Source organism: Streptomyces sp. NPDC006335 (assembly GCF_040612795.1).
Lineage (GTDB): Bacteria > Actinomycetota > Actinomycetes > Streptomycetales > Streptomycetaceae > Streptomyces.
The window spans coordinates 182,725-196,899 of the sequence record NZ_JBEXQX010000011.1; the positions used below are offsets into that span (position 1 = coordinate 182,725).

Below are 14,175 nucleotides of genomic sequence, written 5' to 3' on the forward strand. Positions count from 1 at the left end.
CGCTCAGGTCCGGATCGGCTCCCACCCCGGCGGCCGCAGGATGCCCAGCAACTGCCGCACCAGTTCCTCCACCACCTCGTCCAGGGTCGCGTCCACCCACCCGGCGTTCCAGTCGTGCAGCAGTCCGTTGACGCTGCCGATGAACCCGGTCGCCGCGAGCCGGTAGTCCCGCCGGGCCGCCTCGCCCCGCGCGACCGCCCGCTCGGCCTCGGCGCACACCAGGTCGACCCAGTGCGCCCGTCGGGCCAGCCGCTGTTCCTCCAGGCGCGCGCTGACGCCGATGATCTCCACGAACGTGATCCGCACCCGGCGGGGGTCGGAGGTGACATCGGCCGCGTACGCGCGGAAGATCGCGGCCGCGCGCTCGGCGAGCGGCAGGTGGTCCGCGTCGGCCACCGCGGCCACCACGGCCGCCGTCGCCCAGTCGTTGACCTCCAGGTGGAGCGCGGCCAGGACGTCCTCCAGGGTGCGGAACTCCTCGTAGAACTGGCGGGTGGAAAGGCCCGCGGCCTCGCTGAGGGCCGCGACGGTCGTGGCGCGGTAGCCGGGAGTGTCCCCGAAGAGCTGGAGTGCCGCGTCCAGGAAACGGCGGCGGCGCTCGGCCTGCCGCTCCGCGGCCGTCTTGCCGCCGTAGCGACCGGTCGGGGCCTTGAGTCTGCCCGTCACCGCACCTCCTGTCGGGGCCGGAGCGTCCGGCCTCCCGTATGAACGCCAATTTTGTCGTGTACGCAGTCTTGTGGAGAAGGGCCCCCCTTCCTTACTTTGCAGTAAGTTGAGTCTGAAAGCACACGTCTTCAGTTTTGCCGTCTTGGCATGCCCCCGTCATGAGCCGCCCAGAGGGAGACCCGTCATGCCTGTTCTCAAGCCCAGACACCTGTGCGTCATGGCCGCCGCCGTCGTACTGACCGTCACCGCGCCCGCGACCGTCGCCTCCGCCGCGGACACCGCCGCCCTGCGCGAGGTGCTGTTCGTGGGCAACAACTGGGACGGCACGGCCGACGTCATCAAGTCCTCCGGCGACCTGGCGAAGATCGGCCGGATCAACGTCGTCCCCGACAAGGACGCGCGGATGGCGGAGATCAACGCCGACCCGATCAAGTGGATCTACTTCATGGCGATCCGCAACAGCGTCGGCGAGGGCCACGACCAGTTCGTCGACGACATGTACTCCACGCCGGACGGCAAGTCGGTGGTCGTCTCCCGGCCGAGCTTCGCGGACGTGGTGTCGATCGACCTGGCCACCGGGAAGATCAACTGGCGCTTCAAGGTCTCGGGGTACCGCGCGGACCACATGGCGGTCTCCCCCGACGGCACCCGGGTCGCGGTGTCGGCCTCCACCGCGAACACCGTGCACGTGCTGAACATCAACACCGGTCAGCAGCTCGGTTCGTTCGCCACCGGCGACAAGCCGCACGAGAACATCTTCAGCAAGGACGGCAAGTACATCTGGAACATGGCGATCGGTGACGTGAACACCGACTCCGACGCCCCCTGGCTGGACTGGACGAAGGGCGACCGGCACATCACGGTGGTGGACGCGACCACCTACAAGCAGGTCAAGACCATCGACATGCGGGACCGGCTGAACGCGATCGGCCTCACCGACTACTCCGACGCCGTCCGCCCCGCGGTGTTCTCGCCGGACGAGTCCAAGCTGTACTTCCAGGTGTCGTTCTTCAACGGCTTCTTCGAGTACGACGTCGCCACCGACAAGATCACCCGCACGAAGACCCTGCCGAAGAACCCGGCGACCAGCGACGACCGCACCACGATGGTCAACGACTCGCGCCACCACGGCCTTTCGATGAGCCCGGACGGCAGCAAGCTGTGCGTCGCGGGCACGATGGACGACTACGCGACCGTCGTGAACCGCGCCACCCTCCAGGAGGGCCCGCTCGTCACCGTCTCGAAGCCGTACTGGGCGACCGTCAGCGGCGACGGCAAGAGCTGTGTCGTGTCCGAGAGCGGGGCGGACCAGGTCACCGCGATCGACTTCGCGACCGGGCGCAAGACGGTGTCCGTGCCGGTCGGCGACCATCCGCAGCGGGTGCGCCTCGGGCACGTGGCCGCGGACTGGACGAGTCCCTCCTCGTAGCGGGAAGGCCGGGTGCCGCAGCCGGGCCGGTACCGCCTCCTGCGGGAGGCGGTACCGGCCCGGCTGTGTGCCGGGGCCGGCGTCAGCCGAACTTCTGCGCCGTCCAGGTCGCCAGCTCGGCCTTGGCCGCGCTCAGCACGGACGCGGAGGGGGAGGTGGCCCCGTTGGTCACCAGCGCGTAGTGCAGGACGCCGGAGTCCGCGTCGGTGAGCAGCAGCCGCCGGCTGCCCGTGCCGCCGGGTTCGGCAGCCGCGCCGACCGGGGTCGACGAGGTGTAGGCGGGCGGGCCGTGCACCGTGCCCAGGTCGGAGACGACGGTGGTGGTCGCGGTCGGGAAGGAGGCGGGCAGGTGCACTTCGGTGGGCGCCGAGCCGCCCGACGAGCGCCACACCAGCACCGCGTACTGGCCGGACCCGACCAGGGACGACACCTTGGGCAGACTGCTCGGCACCGGGTTCCAGCTCAGGGTGGTGGAGCCGTCGCGTGAGCGGTCCTCGTAGGTGAAGGCGAGCGTCGTGCCCGAGGTGGCGCTCGGGTAGATACGGTCGAGGAGCCGGGCGTCCTGGCGGAGCACCGCCGTGCCCGAGTCGTCGAGCCGCACGGCCGACAGGTCCTCGTCGTTCCAGGCGTCGCCCGAGGTCATGACCTTGTCGGGGTTGTCGTTCATCAGCTCGCGGTGACGGCCGTTGTAGATGTCCCACTGCCACTGCGTGCCGGAGAGGACGGGTCCCGAAGTCGCGGGCGTGGACCACCAGTTGGCGCCCTTCACCCGGGAGTCGAGGGCCTGGTACATGGCCTTGAGGACGGTCGGCGCCTTGCCTGCGGTCGAGCCGTTCAGCGGGTGCCCGAACTCGCTGACCACGGCCGTGGTGCCGAGCGCCGAGGCCCGGTCGCGGACCGTGCCGAAGTCACCGACGTACTGGCCGTCGGAGGCGTTGCCCCACATCAGGATGCCGGAGATGGCCTTCTGGTCGTAGAAGTGGGTGTTGAAGACGTACCGGGAGCCGAGGGTGCCGGCGTCGAGGAGGCCGCCCTCCTCCTTGCTGACGTTGCCGTTCCAGAAGAGGTTCGGCTCGACCATGGCGGGCTTGTCCGTCCAGCCCGCCGCGTCCATCCGGGCCCGGAACTTCACGTAGAAGGGCCACAGCAGGTCGCGTTCCCAGGTGCGGCTGTTCTGCCCGGAGTCGTAGCTGCCGGCGTAGGGCTCGTTGTAGGGGTCGAAGCCGACCACACCGGCGAACTCCTCGCTGCTGAGGTTGGTCTTGAGGTACGCCATGGTCTTCTGGGCGGTGGCCAGGAAGGCGTCCTGAAGGCCGTACCTGTTGTGCCAGAAGTCGTACTGGGCGGCCTTGACCGCGCCGTTCTGGGTGATGTTCTGGCCCCACAGGAGGCAGATGCCGCAGGACTCGGCGGGGTAGTTGCCGAGCGCCACGGCCCACGCGGGGGCGCCGTCACCGGTGTACCAGCTGCCCGAGTTGAACAGCCAGCGGGAGTACAGGTCCTGGTGGAAGTCGGGGTAGACCCGGACCCCCGCGTCGAGGAAGGCGCGCATCTGGGCGGTGGCATTGGCCAGGTAAGCGGTGTCGACCTGGCCCTTCACCGGTTCCGCGTAGGCCCACGAGAGCAGGAAGCGCACGGAGTTGCCGCCGCCGAGGGCTCTCAGCGCGGTCGCCGACTTCCTGGCGTCGGCCACCGAGGCGAAGGGCAGGCCCTTGTTCTCGGCGAGCTTGGTCTCGCCGGAGACGTTGTAGCCACGCAGCACGACCTCGCGGCCGTTGCCGTCGACGAACCGGCCGTTCGCCACGGTGAGGGCGGTGCCGTCGAAGGGCAGGGAGTCGGCGATGGTGGCGGCGGAGGCGGACGGGGTACCCGCGACCGTCAGGAATCCACAGAGGACAACCAGAACAACGAGCAGACGCGCGCGCATATTCGGCATGTACCTTACAGTCCGACTCATCCGGCACACCGTCAACACTCATGACTGATGAGTAGGTTTCAGCTTTTCTGGGTAGGGGCCCGTCGAAACGGGACATTGCCGTGTGTGATCCGCGCGTAGTGGTCGAAGGTGCTCTCCAGCTCGCCCTCGCCCCTGGTGAGTCCGGGCAGCCGCTGCTCCAGTTCGTGGAGCCGTGCCGCCGGTACGGTGCCCTCCACCGAGCCGGTCCCGCCGCGCGTCCCGGTGGTCTCCGGTACGGCCCGCAGCGCGGTCAGCGCGGGCAACAGGGCCCCGAGGGTGTCGGCCGGGGCCTCCACACGGAACCGGTGCACGGGCTCGTACACCCGGGTGCCCGCCCGGCGCAGGGCCTCGAACAGGACCGGCGGGGTCACGCCACGGAAGTCGGCGCCCGTGCTGGACATGCTCTTGTTGAAGCGCTGGTGGGCGTGGCTCTGGCGGGGCGAGTAGCCGCAGTGGGTCATGGTGACCGTGCAGTCGGTGACCTGCCAGCCGTACAGGCCCTGGCCGAGGGTCTCGTGCACGGTGTCCTCGACGGCCTTGAAGAACGCGTAGGGCATGGCGCCCAGCTCCACCTCCCGCCGGAACCCGATGCCCGAGCCGATGGGCGCCGGGTCGACCCGCAGACCGACGGTGGCGAGGAACGGGTTGCCGTCCTTCTTGTTGAAGCGGACGGCCGCACCCGTGCCGGCGGGCCGCTCGACGCACAGCGGCGAGCTCTCCCGGAAGGTGACCTCGAGCCCGAACTCCTCGGCGAGCGTGGCCTGGATGACCTCTTTCTGCACCTCGCCGTAGAGCGAGACGGAGGTCTCCTGGCGGACCTCGTCGTGGCGCAGGTCGATCAGCGGGTCCTGCTCGGCGAGCTGGGTGAGGGCGAGGTGGAGGGACCGCGCGTCCGTGTCCGGGCCGGGGACGACCACCGTTTCGAGGGAGGGCGGGGAGAAGAAGTGGCCATGAGCCTTGCGGGGTTCGCCGAGGGTGTCGCCGACGCGGATGCCGGTCAGGCCCCAGAGCCTGGCGATCCGTCCCGCCGGGACCGTCTCCCGACGGATCTCGGTGCCGCCGTCGAAGACGCTGATCGCGGTGACACGGCCCTCGGTGCGCGCCTCCCCGAACGGCACCCTGTCGCGGACGCCGAGCATGCCGGAGAACAGACGGGCGTATGCGATCTTCTCCCCCGCCGGGCCCCGCTCGACCTTGAACACCGTGCCGGAGACGGGCCCTTCCCGGTCGCCGTCGGCGGCGGGCAGCAACTCCCTGATGCCAGTGATGAGTTCGGGCACTCCCGCGCCCGTGACCGCCGACCCGAAGTAGACCGGGTGCACCAGGGCCTGCCTGGTCTGCGTGACGAGTGCCGCGTGCAGCAGGTCCTCGTCGACCCGCCCTTCGACGTAGGCCGACAGCAGGTCGTCGTCGTGGTCCGCGAGAACGTCGTAGGCACCGATTCCCGGGAGGAAGCGGGCCTCGCGCGTACCGGGTCCGTCCACCGTCCCCATCGGCACGATCGCCGGAGTGAGCCGTTCGGAGACGGCCCGCAGGACACCGTCGTACCGGGCTCCGCGCCGGTCGATCTTGTTGACGAAGACGAGGGTCGGGATGCGGAGCCGCTGAAGGGTCCGCATCAGGACCCGCGTCTGCGCCTGGACCCCCTCGACGGCCGAGACGACGAGCACGACACCGTCGAGCACCCCGAGCACCCGCTCCACCTCGGCGATGAAGTCCGGATGGCCGGGGGTGTCGATGAGATTGACGGTCACGTCGTCGACCGCGAAGGAGACGACGGCCGACTTGATGGTGATACCGCGCCGGCGCTCCAGCGCGAGGGTGTCGGTCTGTGTGCTGCCCGCGTCGACGCTGCCGATCTCGTCGATGACTCCGGCCGCGTGCAGCAGCCGCTCGGTCAGGCTGGTCTTACCGGCGTCGACGTGGGCGAGGATCCCGAGGTTGAGCAAGTGCACGAAGCGTCATGTCCTTTGAAGAGAGGGAGTTTCCTTCCGGGTTGGACATGGACGCAGTGCGCATTACGGCCCCTGGATCGTGCGACGACAAAGACACCTGAAGTCCAGCAGGTGCACGCCCTCGGGGCAACGGATTAACGCTCGACCAGTCGCGCTCCGGGCGTTGGGGAGGCGGTGGTGACACGGGGGGGTAGGGAGCGGGCCGACGCCGTCCTCGTCCGTGTTGCATACCGCCGGTGGCGACGCGAGCCCCGACCGCGCACGCCTCCCCGCGGGCGAGGGCCGCGCTGGACCGGCGGCTGCCCCTGTGGCGAGCCACGAGGACCTCAAAACGCTACGACCATGTGTCGCGGCCTGCTGCGGTGGTGCCGGGCCCGCCCCGGGCCGCCCGCCGCCGGAAGTGCGTCTCAGGTGACATCGTCGGTCTGGGCGCCGCCCGACGCGCGGCCCTCCGGCACCTGGGGGACGCGTTCTCGCTGCCCGGCCGGACACGGCGTACGGCCAGGCGCCATCGGGCGGCACCCGCACCGACGTGCTCACGATCGCCACCCGGCTGATCCGCGTCACCCGCGAGCTCCCGCACCGCGATCAGGACCGGGCGATGGCGGCGATCGCCGTGGCCGTGACCGGCCGGCGCGGGGGTACCCGGCTCGGTGTCGGACCCGGTTTCGTGTCGGACGGCTGGGAGCGTGGCGATCCGGAACCGCTCATGGCGCGGATGCGACGCTTGCACCTGCTGCCGCACCTGGTGATCTGGGCCCAAGGGTGCCGGCCCGCCCCTGGCCGCGCCGGAGCGTCTGGCGTCGGCGGTGAAAGGAGCCGACGATGCGTGACATCCTCCCGGTGCTGAACGGCTGGTACACGGCGGGGCTGCCGTTCGGGCTGGCCACGGTCGTCTCGACGAGCCGCAGCGCGCCCCGCGATCCGGGCGCGGCCATGGCGGTCGGCCCGGACGAGGAGGTCGTCGGCGGTGTGTCCGGCGGCTGTGTCGAGGGGGCCGTCTTCGCCCTGGCCCAGGAGGTCGTGGCGAGCGGCGAGGCCCAACTGGAGACCTTCGGGTACAGCGACGAGGACGCGTTCGCGGTGGGCCTCACCTGCGGCGGGGAGATCACCGTTCTCGTACGGCCCGTGACGGCCGCCCTCGATCCCGCGTTCGGCGACATCGCGGAGTCGGTCGCCGCGGGCCGCCCGGTGACCGTGGCGACGGTGACCGACGGACCCGCACCCCGCGGTGCCACGCTCGCCGTGTGGCCGGACCGCGTGGCGGGCACTCTGGGCACCACCGGCCTGGACGTGGCGGTCAGCGCCGACGCGCGCGGCGAACTCGCCCTGGGAGCCACGGGGTTGCGGCACTACGGTCCGCACGGTGAGCGGCGCGAGGACGCGGTCGGCGTCTTCCTGCACTCCTTCGCCCCGCCGCCCCGCATGCTGGTCTTCGGCGCGATCGACTACGCGGCCGCGGTCGCCCGGATCGGCGACTTCCTCGGGTACCGGGTCACCGTGTGCGACGCACGCCCGGTCTTCGCCACACCGAAGCGCTTCCCGGCGGGCGTCGAGGTCGTCGTGGACTGGCCGCACCGCTACCTCGGCGGCACCGACACCGACGATCGCACCGTGATCTGCGTCCTCACCCACGACCCGAAGTTCGACGTGCCCCTGCTGGAGGTGGCGCTGCGCCGGCCCGCGGCGTACATCGGGGCGATGGGCAGCCGCCGTACGCACGACGACCGGATGAAGCGGCTTGCCGAATCCGGGCTGACCGGGGCCGAGTTGTCCCGCCTGCGCTCGCCGGTCGGCCTCGATCTCGGGGCCCGTACGCCGGAGGAGGTCGCCGTGTCGGTGGCCGCCGAGATCGTCGCGCTGCGCTGGGGCGGCAGCGGTGTCCCGCTGACGGCGACGGCGGGGGCGATCCATCCGCCCTCGTGAGGCCTGCCAGGAGGAAGTCGGGGAACCACACACCACCAAGCGCACCGTGGCCGCGCCTGCGGCGTCCGCCGCCGCCGTCGGAATTGCAGGGTGTGAGGCGCGCCCGGAGGGGTACGCGCCGAGGTACGGGAGAGGGCGCCCGAGCCCTCACCCCGCTTCCGATCGGGAAGGAGGTCCGTGAAAGCGCACACTCGTAGCGTCCGGGCCGCTCCCCTGTTCACGGAGCGGCCCGGATCTCATGAGCGCCGGTGGGCCGGTGCGAGCGTGCCCGGCAGCAGGGTCAGCGCCGGCGCCGCGGCGGCCGCGTAGAGGCAGGCCGAGCCGAGCGCGTGTCTGGTCGCCGGGCTCACCCGCGACGGCGCCCGCCACCACGATGCCGATCGCGCCGCCCGTCTGCCGTGCGGTGTTGTCGACCGCGGAGGCCAGGCCGGAGCGCTCGGCGGGGACCGTGGCGATGGCCGCCGCGACGACCGCGGGGGCCAGCAGCCCGCAGCCGATCCCCCACAGCAGCAGGGTCGGCAGCAGATCGGCGTAGTCCGCGTGGGTCCCGGCGCGGGCCAGCAGCGCGAGCCCGCACGCGGCGACCAGCAGCCCAGCGGCCGCGGGCAGCCGTGGGCCGAACCGGCTGGTGACGCGTCCGCCGACGGGAGCCACGACGGCGAGCGGGGCGAACAGGCGGACGACGGTCAGCCCCGCGAGCAGGGCGGAGCGTGCTGCACCGACTGGGGGAACAGCAGCAGCACGAAGAGCGTGCCGACGACGAGCGGACCGCGGTCCTGGCAGACCTTCTGCGCACCTACAACCACCACCGCTGCCACACCGCACTCGGCGGCCGGCCACCGATCAGCCGTGTGAACAACGCCGCGGGTCGATACACCTAGGGCGAAACGGTCCGTGGCGGCAGGCGGTGCAGGTGGACGTCCGTGAGGCGGCCGTCGGCCACGGTGGCCGTCATGTAGGTGCAGTGGGGCTGGCGGCGGCGGTCGGTCGGCGAGCCGGGGTTGAGCAGCCGCAGTCCGCCGGGGGCGGTGGTGTCCCAGGGGATGTGGCTGTGGCCGAAGACCAGCACGTCGGTGTCGGGGTAGCGGGCGGCGCAGCGGGCCTCGCGCCCCTGGGCGGCACCCGTCTCGTGGACGACGGCGAAGCGCAGGCCGCCCAGTTCGGCGTACGCCACCTCGGGCAGCCTGGCGCGCAGCTCGGGCCCGTCGTTGTTGCCGTGGACCGCGACGAGCCGGGCGCTGCGGCTCTCCAGCAGGTCGAGGGTGGCGGTGTCGACCCAGTCGCCGGCGTGGAACACGACGTCGGCGTGCGGGAGTTCGGCGAGCAGCGGGGCCGGGAGCTGCTTGGCACGCTTGGGAAGGTGGGTGTCGGACATCAGCAGCAGACGCACGGCATCACCCTAGAGGGGCTCACGCCCGGGCCCCGCACCACGCAGACGGCGCGCCGGGGCCGGACCGGTCCGACGGCCGCTCCCCTCGCCCCGTCCGTCCGCCGACGCCCACGCCCTGCCGTTCCGCACCCGTTCTCCGGCGGGCGCGTCCCACCGGTGTCTCCCGGCCCGTCGCCCGCCCATGGCCCAAGGTCCGGTACCCTTCGTCGCGGACGGTCCGAACGCGCTTGCGGGTCGGCACGCGGAAGACTCGCCCCGACATCGCGTCGACGGCGCGGCGTCCTGGAGCCACCCGTCAAGACGGCCTGCTGACACGGCACTTACGCGGCGGCGTTAACATCGGCCCACAAAGCGTCGATCCGTGACGCAAGCCACAAACCACCCAAGGAGCCCGGACACCGATGCCGGTCAAGGTCAGCGTCGTCATCCCCGTCTACAACCCGGGGAACTACATCGAGGACTGCATCTCCTCGCTGCGCAGGCAGTCCCTGCCCCCGGAGGAGTTCGAGGCGATCTTCGTCGACGACGGTTCGACCGACGACACGCCCGCGCGGCTGGACGAGGTGGCCGCCGAGACCGCGAACTTCAAGGTCATCCACCAGGAGGCCTCGGGCTGGTCGGGCAAGCCCCGCAACGTCGGGATCGCCGCCTCCCAGGGCGAGTTCGTCATGTTCGTCGACAACGACGACTACCTCGGCGACGAGGCCCTGGAGCGGATGTACGACTACGCGGTCGCCAACGGCGCCGACGTGGTCGTGGGCAAGATGGCCGGCAAGGGGCGCGGCGTCCCGGTGGAGCTGTTCCGCCGCAACCACCCCCGCGCCACCGTCGACAACGCCCCGCTGATCGACAGCCTGACCCCGCACAAGATGTTCCGCCGGGCCTTCCTCGACCGGATCGGCCTGCGCTTCCCCGAGGGCAGGCGCCGGCTGGAGGACCACGTCTTCGTCACGGAGGCGTATCTGCGCGCGGACAACGTCTCCGTGCTCAGCGACTACGTCTGCTACTACCACCTCAAGCGCGACGACGCCTCCAACGCGGGCTTCCAGCGCTTCGACCCGGTGGGCTACTTCGCGAACCTGCGCGAGGCGCTCGACGTCGTCGAGAAGTACACCGAACCGGGGCCCACCCGTGACCGGCTGTTCCGTCGCTGGCTGCGCAACGAGATGGTCGAGCGGATGCGCGGAAAGCGCCTGCTCGCCGCGCCCGAGGACTACCGCAGGGACCTGTTCACCGAGATCCGCGGGGTGGTCGTCGAGCGCTTCGGGCCCGGTGTCGCGGCCGGCCTCCAGCCCACCCAGCAGGTCGTCGCCGCACTGATCGCCGACGGCCGGCTCGACGACCTGGTCGCGTTCGCCGAGTGGGAGGTCTCCGTCACCTCCAAGGTCGAACCGGACGGTGTCGAGTGGGACGGCGGTGTGCTGCGGATCGGACTGTCCGCCGAGCTCGCGTCCGACGGCACGCCCATGACGTTCCCCGCCGAGGGCAGCAAGGAGCCGCTGGCCGGACCGCCGGCCTCCGTGCGGGAGGCGGTGGACTGGGTCGGTGCCCACAGCGTCGCCGGCTTCGGTCGCGCCACCGTCGAAGTGCTGCTGACCGAACGCGCCAGCTCCGCCCAGTTCTTCCAGCCGGTGGAGTTCACCCGGGAGACCGTCCCGGGTGCGGACGGCCGGGTGCGGCTGGTGCTGCGGGGCACGACAGCCCTGGACCCGGCCACCGCGGCCGACGGCGGCCCGCTCGACGCCGGGCTGTGGGACGTGTTCGTCCGCGTCAAGCTCGGCGGCTGGACCAAGCAGTCCAAGCTGGGCCCGGTCTCCCTCAAGGGCAGTACGGCCGCGGACGCCGGTGTGGCGGGCGGCCGGGTCGTGCTGCCGTACTGGACCGCGAAGCAGGGCACTCTCGCCCTGGACGTCGACATGGCGGGCGAGCGCCTGCAGCTCGGGCGGGTCGCGCCCGGGGAGGTCACGGTCACCGGTGACCGCGTCGAGGTGCCGGTGCCGTTCCACGTGCCCGGTGACACGCCGGTGCTGCTGGAGCTCACCGGTGGTTCCGGTGCCGCGCCCGCGAAGGTGCCCGGCACGCTGCGTCCCCAGGACTCCGGGGCCCTCCTGGAGGCGGTGCTGCCGGTCGGCGACCTGGACGGCGCGTCCTGGCGGGTCGCGCTGAGCCCGGCGCCCGACGCCGAGGCGCCCCGCTTCCATCCGCTGCCGTTCGCGCTGCGGGTGAAGGGAGGCACGGTCGAGGTCGTGGCCGTACGCGCGCCCCGGCAGCCAGCGGCCGGACAGCCGCTGGTCCGCAGGGCGAGGCGGCTGGCCGGGAAGCTGGTCCGCCGGCTCAGGGCACGCGGCCGGTAGAAACAGATCCGGGGAGGACGCGGACGCGTCCTCCCCGGCTCACGGCGCCTCGCTCAGCCGGCGTCGCTGAGCTGCTTCAGGCTGGTGCGCAGGTGCTCCCAGCTCCGGTCCCGCTTGCTGCCGCGGTTGCGGGCGTTGACCAGCGCCTTCCAGAAGGGGGCCTCGATCAGCGTCTCCGGCTTGATCGCCACGGTCCGGTCCAGGACCGTCTCGGGGACCTTCTGCGGGTCGGGGACCACGTACTCCGCGATGATCTCGTCGTACTTGTCCTTGAGCACCGTGTTGGTCGGGTCCGCGCCGAAGACCACGAGCTGTCCGGTGGGCTCGGTGTCGACCAGGACCGTCACCAGGTCGGGCCGGTAGCGGTTCAGGACCTCGATCACCTTGTAGACGTCACCGGTCCAGGCGTTGGTGTGGCGGTCGCGGGCCGCCTCGTCCACGTTGCGCGGCAGCATGTCGTCGAAGACGATCACGCTGGCCCAGTCCGAGTACTTCTCGACGTTGATGAAGTCGCGCAGCGCGTACTCGAACAGGTGCATGCCGTCGATGAAGGACAGGTCGAGCGTGACGTCCTTCCAGTAGCCGAACGGGCTGCGGTTGCGGACGATGTTGCGCAGCGGGTGGCGGCCGCCCTTGAGGTGCTGCAGTGGGTTCTCGCGCGCGAAGAAGTCGTCGCTGGTGGCCTTCGCCAGATGGACGTCGCAGCGGATCTCGGAGACCACCTTGAACGCCGGGTCGATCGCGATGCTCGGTACCCGGGAGAACGTCAGGCTGCGGCCGTCGTTGACGCCGATCTCCAGGTAGTTGCGGTTCGCGCTGGCTTTGTGGAGCCCCCGCAGGAACTCGTGACGTTTCACTGGGAAATCTCCTTGCGGATGTGTGGCAATGCTTCGTGCAGGGCGGACCGCCGGTCCTGGTGCGAGGCCGGCGCGACCTCTGTCCACCGGTCGCGCCCTGGGGCGCGGTAGGCGGGGCGTGGTGCGGGCCCGTTGCAGGCCCCGCTGCTGGTGGGGCCGTCCCGGTCCGGGCCGGCCGAGGTGCCGGAACGTTCCCCGCCCCGGTCCGAGCCGGCTGCCCGCGCCGAAACCGGTTCCGTGGAACATACCTGCTGTGAGCTCCCCATGACAGGACTTCGCGCCGAGGAGCATGATCCTGAGGGAAAAGGCTTGCAAAGTGGGGAAAGACGGAGGCTGGCCTTCCGGGTGCGGGACGCTGTACGGGGCTCGTGCGCGCGGACGTGGGCGGCGGCGAGGAGGCCCGTGACAGGATCCGCACCTCGCCGAGGTCCTCGCGGACAGGACGGTGGGCCCGGTGCCGGAGAGCAGTGAGTGATGCAGTGAGTGATCTCCAACTCGCCCCGCCGGGGCGGCTCGACGGCCCGTACGGCGGCATGGATCACCGGCGTGCACGGATGCACGCCGACAGGGGCGAGGCCAGTCGGGGGGTGCTCCGGCTGCTGCCGCTGGCCGCGCCCGAGGCTGTCGCCGACGATCCCGCCGACCGGGGTGATCCCCGCGTCGGAGACGGATTCCGGGCCGCCGGCCAGGACATCCTTGTCGGCGAGGGGCACCGGTTGTCCGGCCGGGGTGTGCGTGACCGTGCGCGACCGGGTACCGGCCCCGTCGGACAGCACGAGAGCCTTCATCTGCGTCACCTTAGCCCGGACGCGGAGGAACCGGCCATGGCAGGGGGGTGACTTGGGGGTGGCGCGGTGGAGTGTCGCGGTGGGGCGCGGTGGGGGCGCTCAGTCCTCGCCGCGGAAGATGTTGTCCTCTCCCGTGTGCGCCGTGGTGGGTCCGACCCGGTCCTCGACCGCGGGCAGACAGGTCCGCAGGTCTCCCTTGCCGTGCAGGCGGCGGGTCCTGGACCAGCCCGTCTCGGGCCGGCGTGCTACGGGTTTCTCAACGGTCTGCGGGGTCACGGCGGTTCACCGTCCTTCCAGGCTGCCCTCCGGGTCCCCCGGAGGGCGCCGGACAAACGGACCGCGAGGCCCGTCAGCCCGTCGCCCCCGCACACACATTCGCCGAGGATCCGGGGCGCCGGAACTTGACGGCCGGCCGAACCGGCCTGCACAGCTCAGGTGTTGGGCCGGGCCACGCTGATGTCGCCCAGGGCCGAGTCGGGATCGCGTTCCATCGCCGTGTCGCCGAGGGAGACGATGCCGACGGCGTGGCCGTGGTCGACGACCGGGATCCGGCGCACGGAGTGCTCACGCATGAGCTCGATCGCGTGGTCAAGGTCGTCCTCGGGTGTGACGGTCACCAGGTCGTCGCTGCACGCGGCGGCCACGGTGATCTGCTCCGGGTCGCCGCCCTCGGCGAGGGACCGCACGACGAGGTCGCGGTCGGTGACCAGACCGCGCAGTTCGTCGCCGTCGGTGACCAGGACGGCGCCGAGGTCCTGGTCGCGCATGATCCTGGCGACGGCCGTCACGGAGGTCTGCGGTTCCACGGTGACCGGGGTGCTGGTCATGATGTCGCTGACGTGCTGAGTCATGA

14 protein-coding genes are annotated in these 14,175 nt (G+C 71.4%); 6 read left to right on the top strand and 8 right to left on the bottom strand.

The genetic code is table 11. The features are described 5' to 3' along the window. Nucleotides 1-3: 3 nt before the first annotated feature. Entirely contained in the window at nt 4-666 is a 663-nt protein-coding gene (locus ABZ098_RS28640) for a TetR/AcrR family transcriptional regulator (RefSeq protein WP_356595921.1), read from the bottom strand. A gap of 184 nt (nt 667-850) precedes the next feature. Between ABZ098_RS28640 and ABZ098_RS28645 the strand changes: the two genes are divergently transcribed. Further along, complete coding sequence (locus ABZ098_RS28645; protein ID WP_356595923.1) at nt 851-2,095, top strand: YncE family protein; 1,245 nt, start codon at nt 851-853, stop codon at nt 2,093-2,095. Nucleotides 2,096-2,177: 82 nt separating this feature from the next. Here ABZ098_RS28645 and ABZ098_RS28650 read toward each other — a convergent pair whose 3' ends face one another. Both ABZ098_RS28650 and ABZ098_RS28655 read right to left on the bottom strand, forming a co-directional pair. Further along, nucleotides 2,178-4,031 carry an endoglycosylceramidase gene (locus tag ABZ098_RS28650; RefSeq protein ID WP_356595925.1) on the bottom strand — a complete coding sequence of 618 codons (1,854 nt, stop codon included), beginning with the start codon at nt 4,029-4,031 and terminating at the stop codon, nt 2,178-2,180. Between the two features lie 59 nt (nt 4,032-4,090). Further along, a complete protein-coding gene (locus tag ABZ098_RS28655; protein WP_356595927.1) occupies nt 4,091-6,007 on the bottom strand; it encodes a translation factor GTPase family protein in 1,917 nt (638 codons plus the stop codon). A 532-nt stretch (nt 6,008-6,539) separates the two neighbouring features. Here ABZ098_RS28655 and ABZ098_RS28660 point away from each other — a divergent pair. Both ABZ098_RS28660 and ABZ098_RS28665 read left to right on the top strand, forming a co-directional pair. Next, entirely contained in the window at nt 6,540-6,857 is a 318-nt protein-coding gene (locus ABZ098_RS28660) for a hypothetical protein (protein ID WP_356595929.1), read from the top strand. Further along, nucleotides 6,833-7,933: an XdhC/CoxI family protein gene (locus ABZ098_RS28665; RefSeq protein ID WP_356595931.1), complete on the top strand. Its 1,101-nt coding sequence runs from the start codon at nt 6,833-6,835 to the stop codon at nt 7,931-7,933. Before ABZ098_RS28660 ends, ABZ098_RS28665 begins: the two co-directional genes overlap by 25 nt. A 147-nt stretch (nt 7,934-8,080) precedes the next feature. On the opposite strand, the gene ABZ098_RS28670 is transcribed toward ABZ098_RS28665, so the two are convergent. Then, entirely contained in the window at nt 8,081-8,587 is a 507-nt protein-coding gene (locus ABZ098_RS28670) for an MFS transporter (protein WP_356595933.1), read from the bottom strand. Nucleotides 8,588-8,643: 56 nt separating this feature from the next. Here ABZ098_RS28670 and ABZ098_RS28675 point away from each other — a divergent pair, with 56 nt between their 5' ends. Further along, entirely contained in the window at nt 8,644-8,814 is a 171-nt protein-coding gene (locus tag ABZ098_RS28675) for a hypothetical protein (protein ID WP_356596085.1), read from the top strand. On the opposite strand, the gene ABZ098_RS28680 is transcribed toward ABZ098_RS28675, so the two are convergent. After that, nucleotides 8,811-9,323 (bottom strand): metallophosphoesterase, encoded by a 513-nt coding sequence (locus ABZ098_RS28680; RefSeq protein WP_356595935.1) that lies wholly within the window; start codon nt 9,321-9,323, stop codon nt 8,811-8,813. The genes ABZ098_RS28675 and ABZ098_RS28680 overlap by 4 nt on opposite strands. A 401-nt stretch (nt 9,324-9,724) precedes the next feature. Here ABZ098_RS28680 and ABZ098_RS28685 point away from each other — a divergent pair, with 401 nt between their 5' ends. After that, nucleotides 9,725-11,677, top strand: coding sequence for a glycosyltransferase family A protein (locus tag ABZ098_RS28685; protein WP_356595937.1), 1,953 nt, complete (start codon nt 9,725-9,727; stop codon nt 11,675-11,677). Between the two features lie 53 nt (nt 11,678-11,730). Here the strand turns inward: ABZ098_RS28685 and ABZ098_RS28690 are convergent, their stop codons facing one another. Beyond that, nucleotides 11,731-12,534 (bottom strand): class I SAM-dependent methyltransferase, encoded by an 804-nt coding sequence (locus tag ABZ098_RS28690; protein ID WP_356595939.1) that lies wholly within the window; start codon nt 12,532-12,534, stop codon nt 11,731-11,733. Nucleotides 12,535-13,013: 479 nt separating this feature from the next. On the opposite strand from ABZ098_RS28690, the gene ABZ098_RS28695 reads away from it, so the two are divergent. Next, on the top strand, nt 13,014-13,373 hold the full coding sequence (locus tag ABZ098_RS28695; RefSeq protein WP_356595941.1) for a hypothetical protein: 360 nt from the start codon (nt 13,014-13,016) through the stop codon (nt 13,371-13,373). A gap of 48 nt (nt 13,374-13,421) precedes the next feature. On the opposite strand, the gene ABZ098_RS28700 is transcribed toward ABZ098_RS28695, so the two are convergent. After that, a complete protein-coding gene (locus tag ABZ098_RS28700) occupies nt 13,422-13,598 on the bottom strand; it encodes a hypothetical protein (protein WP_356595943.1) in 177 nt (58 codons plus the stop codon). A 155-nt stretch (nt 13,599-13,753) separates the two neighbouring features. Further along, nucleotides 13,754-14,173: a CBS domain-containing protein gene (locus tag ABZ098_RS28705; RefSeq protein WP_356595945.1), complete on the bottom strand. Its 420-nt coding sequence runs from the start codon at nt 14,171-14,173 to the stop codon at nt 13,754-13,756. Between the last annotated feature and the right edge of the window lie 2 nt (nt 14,174-14,175).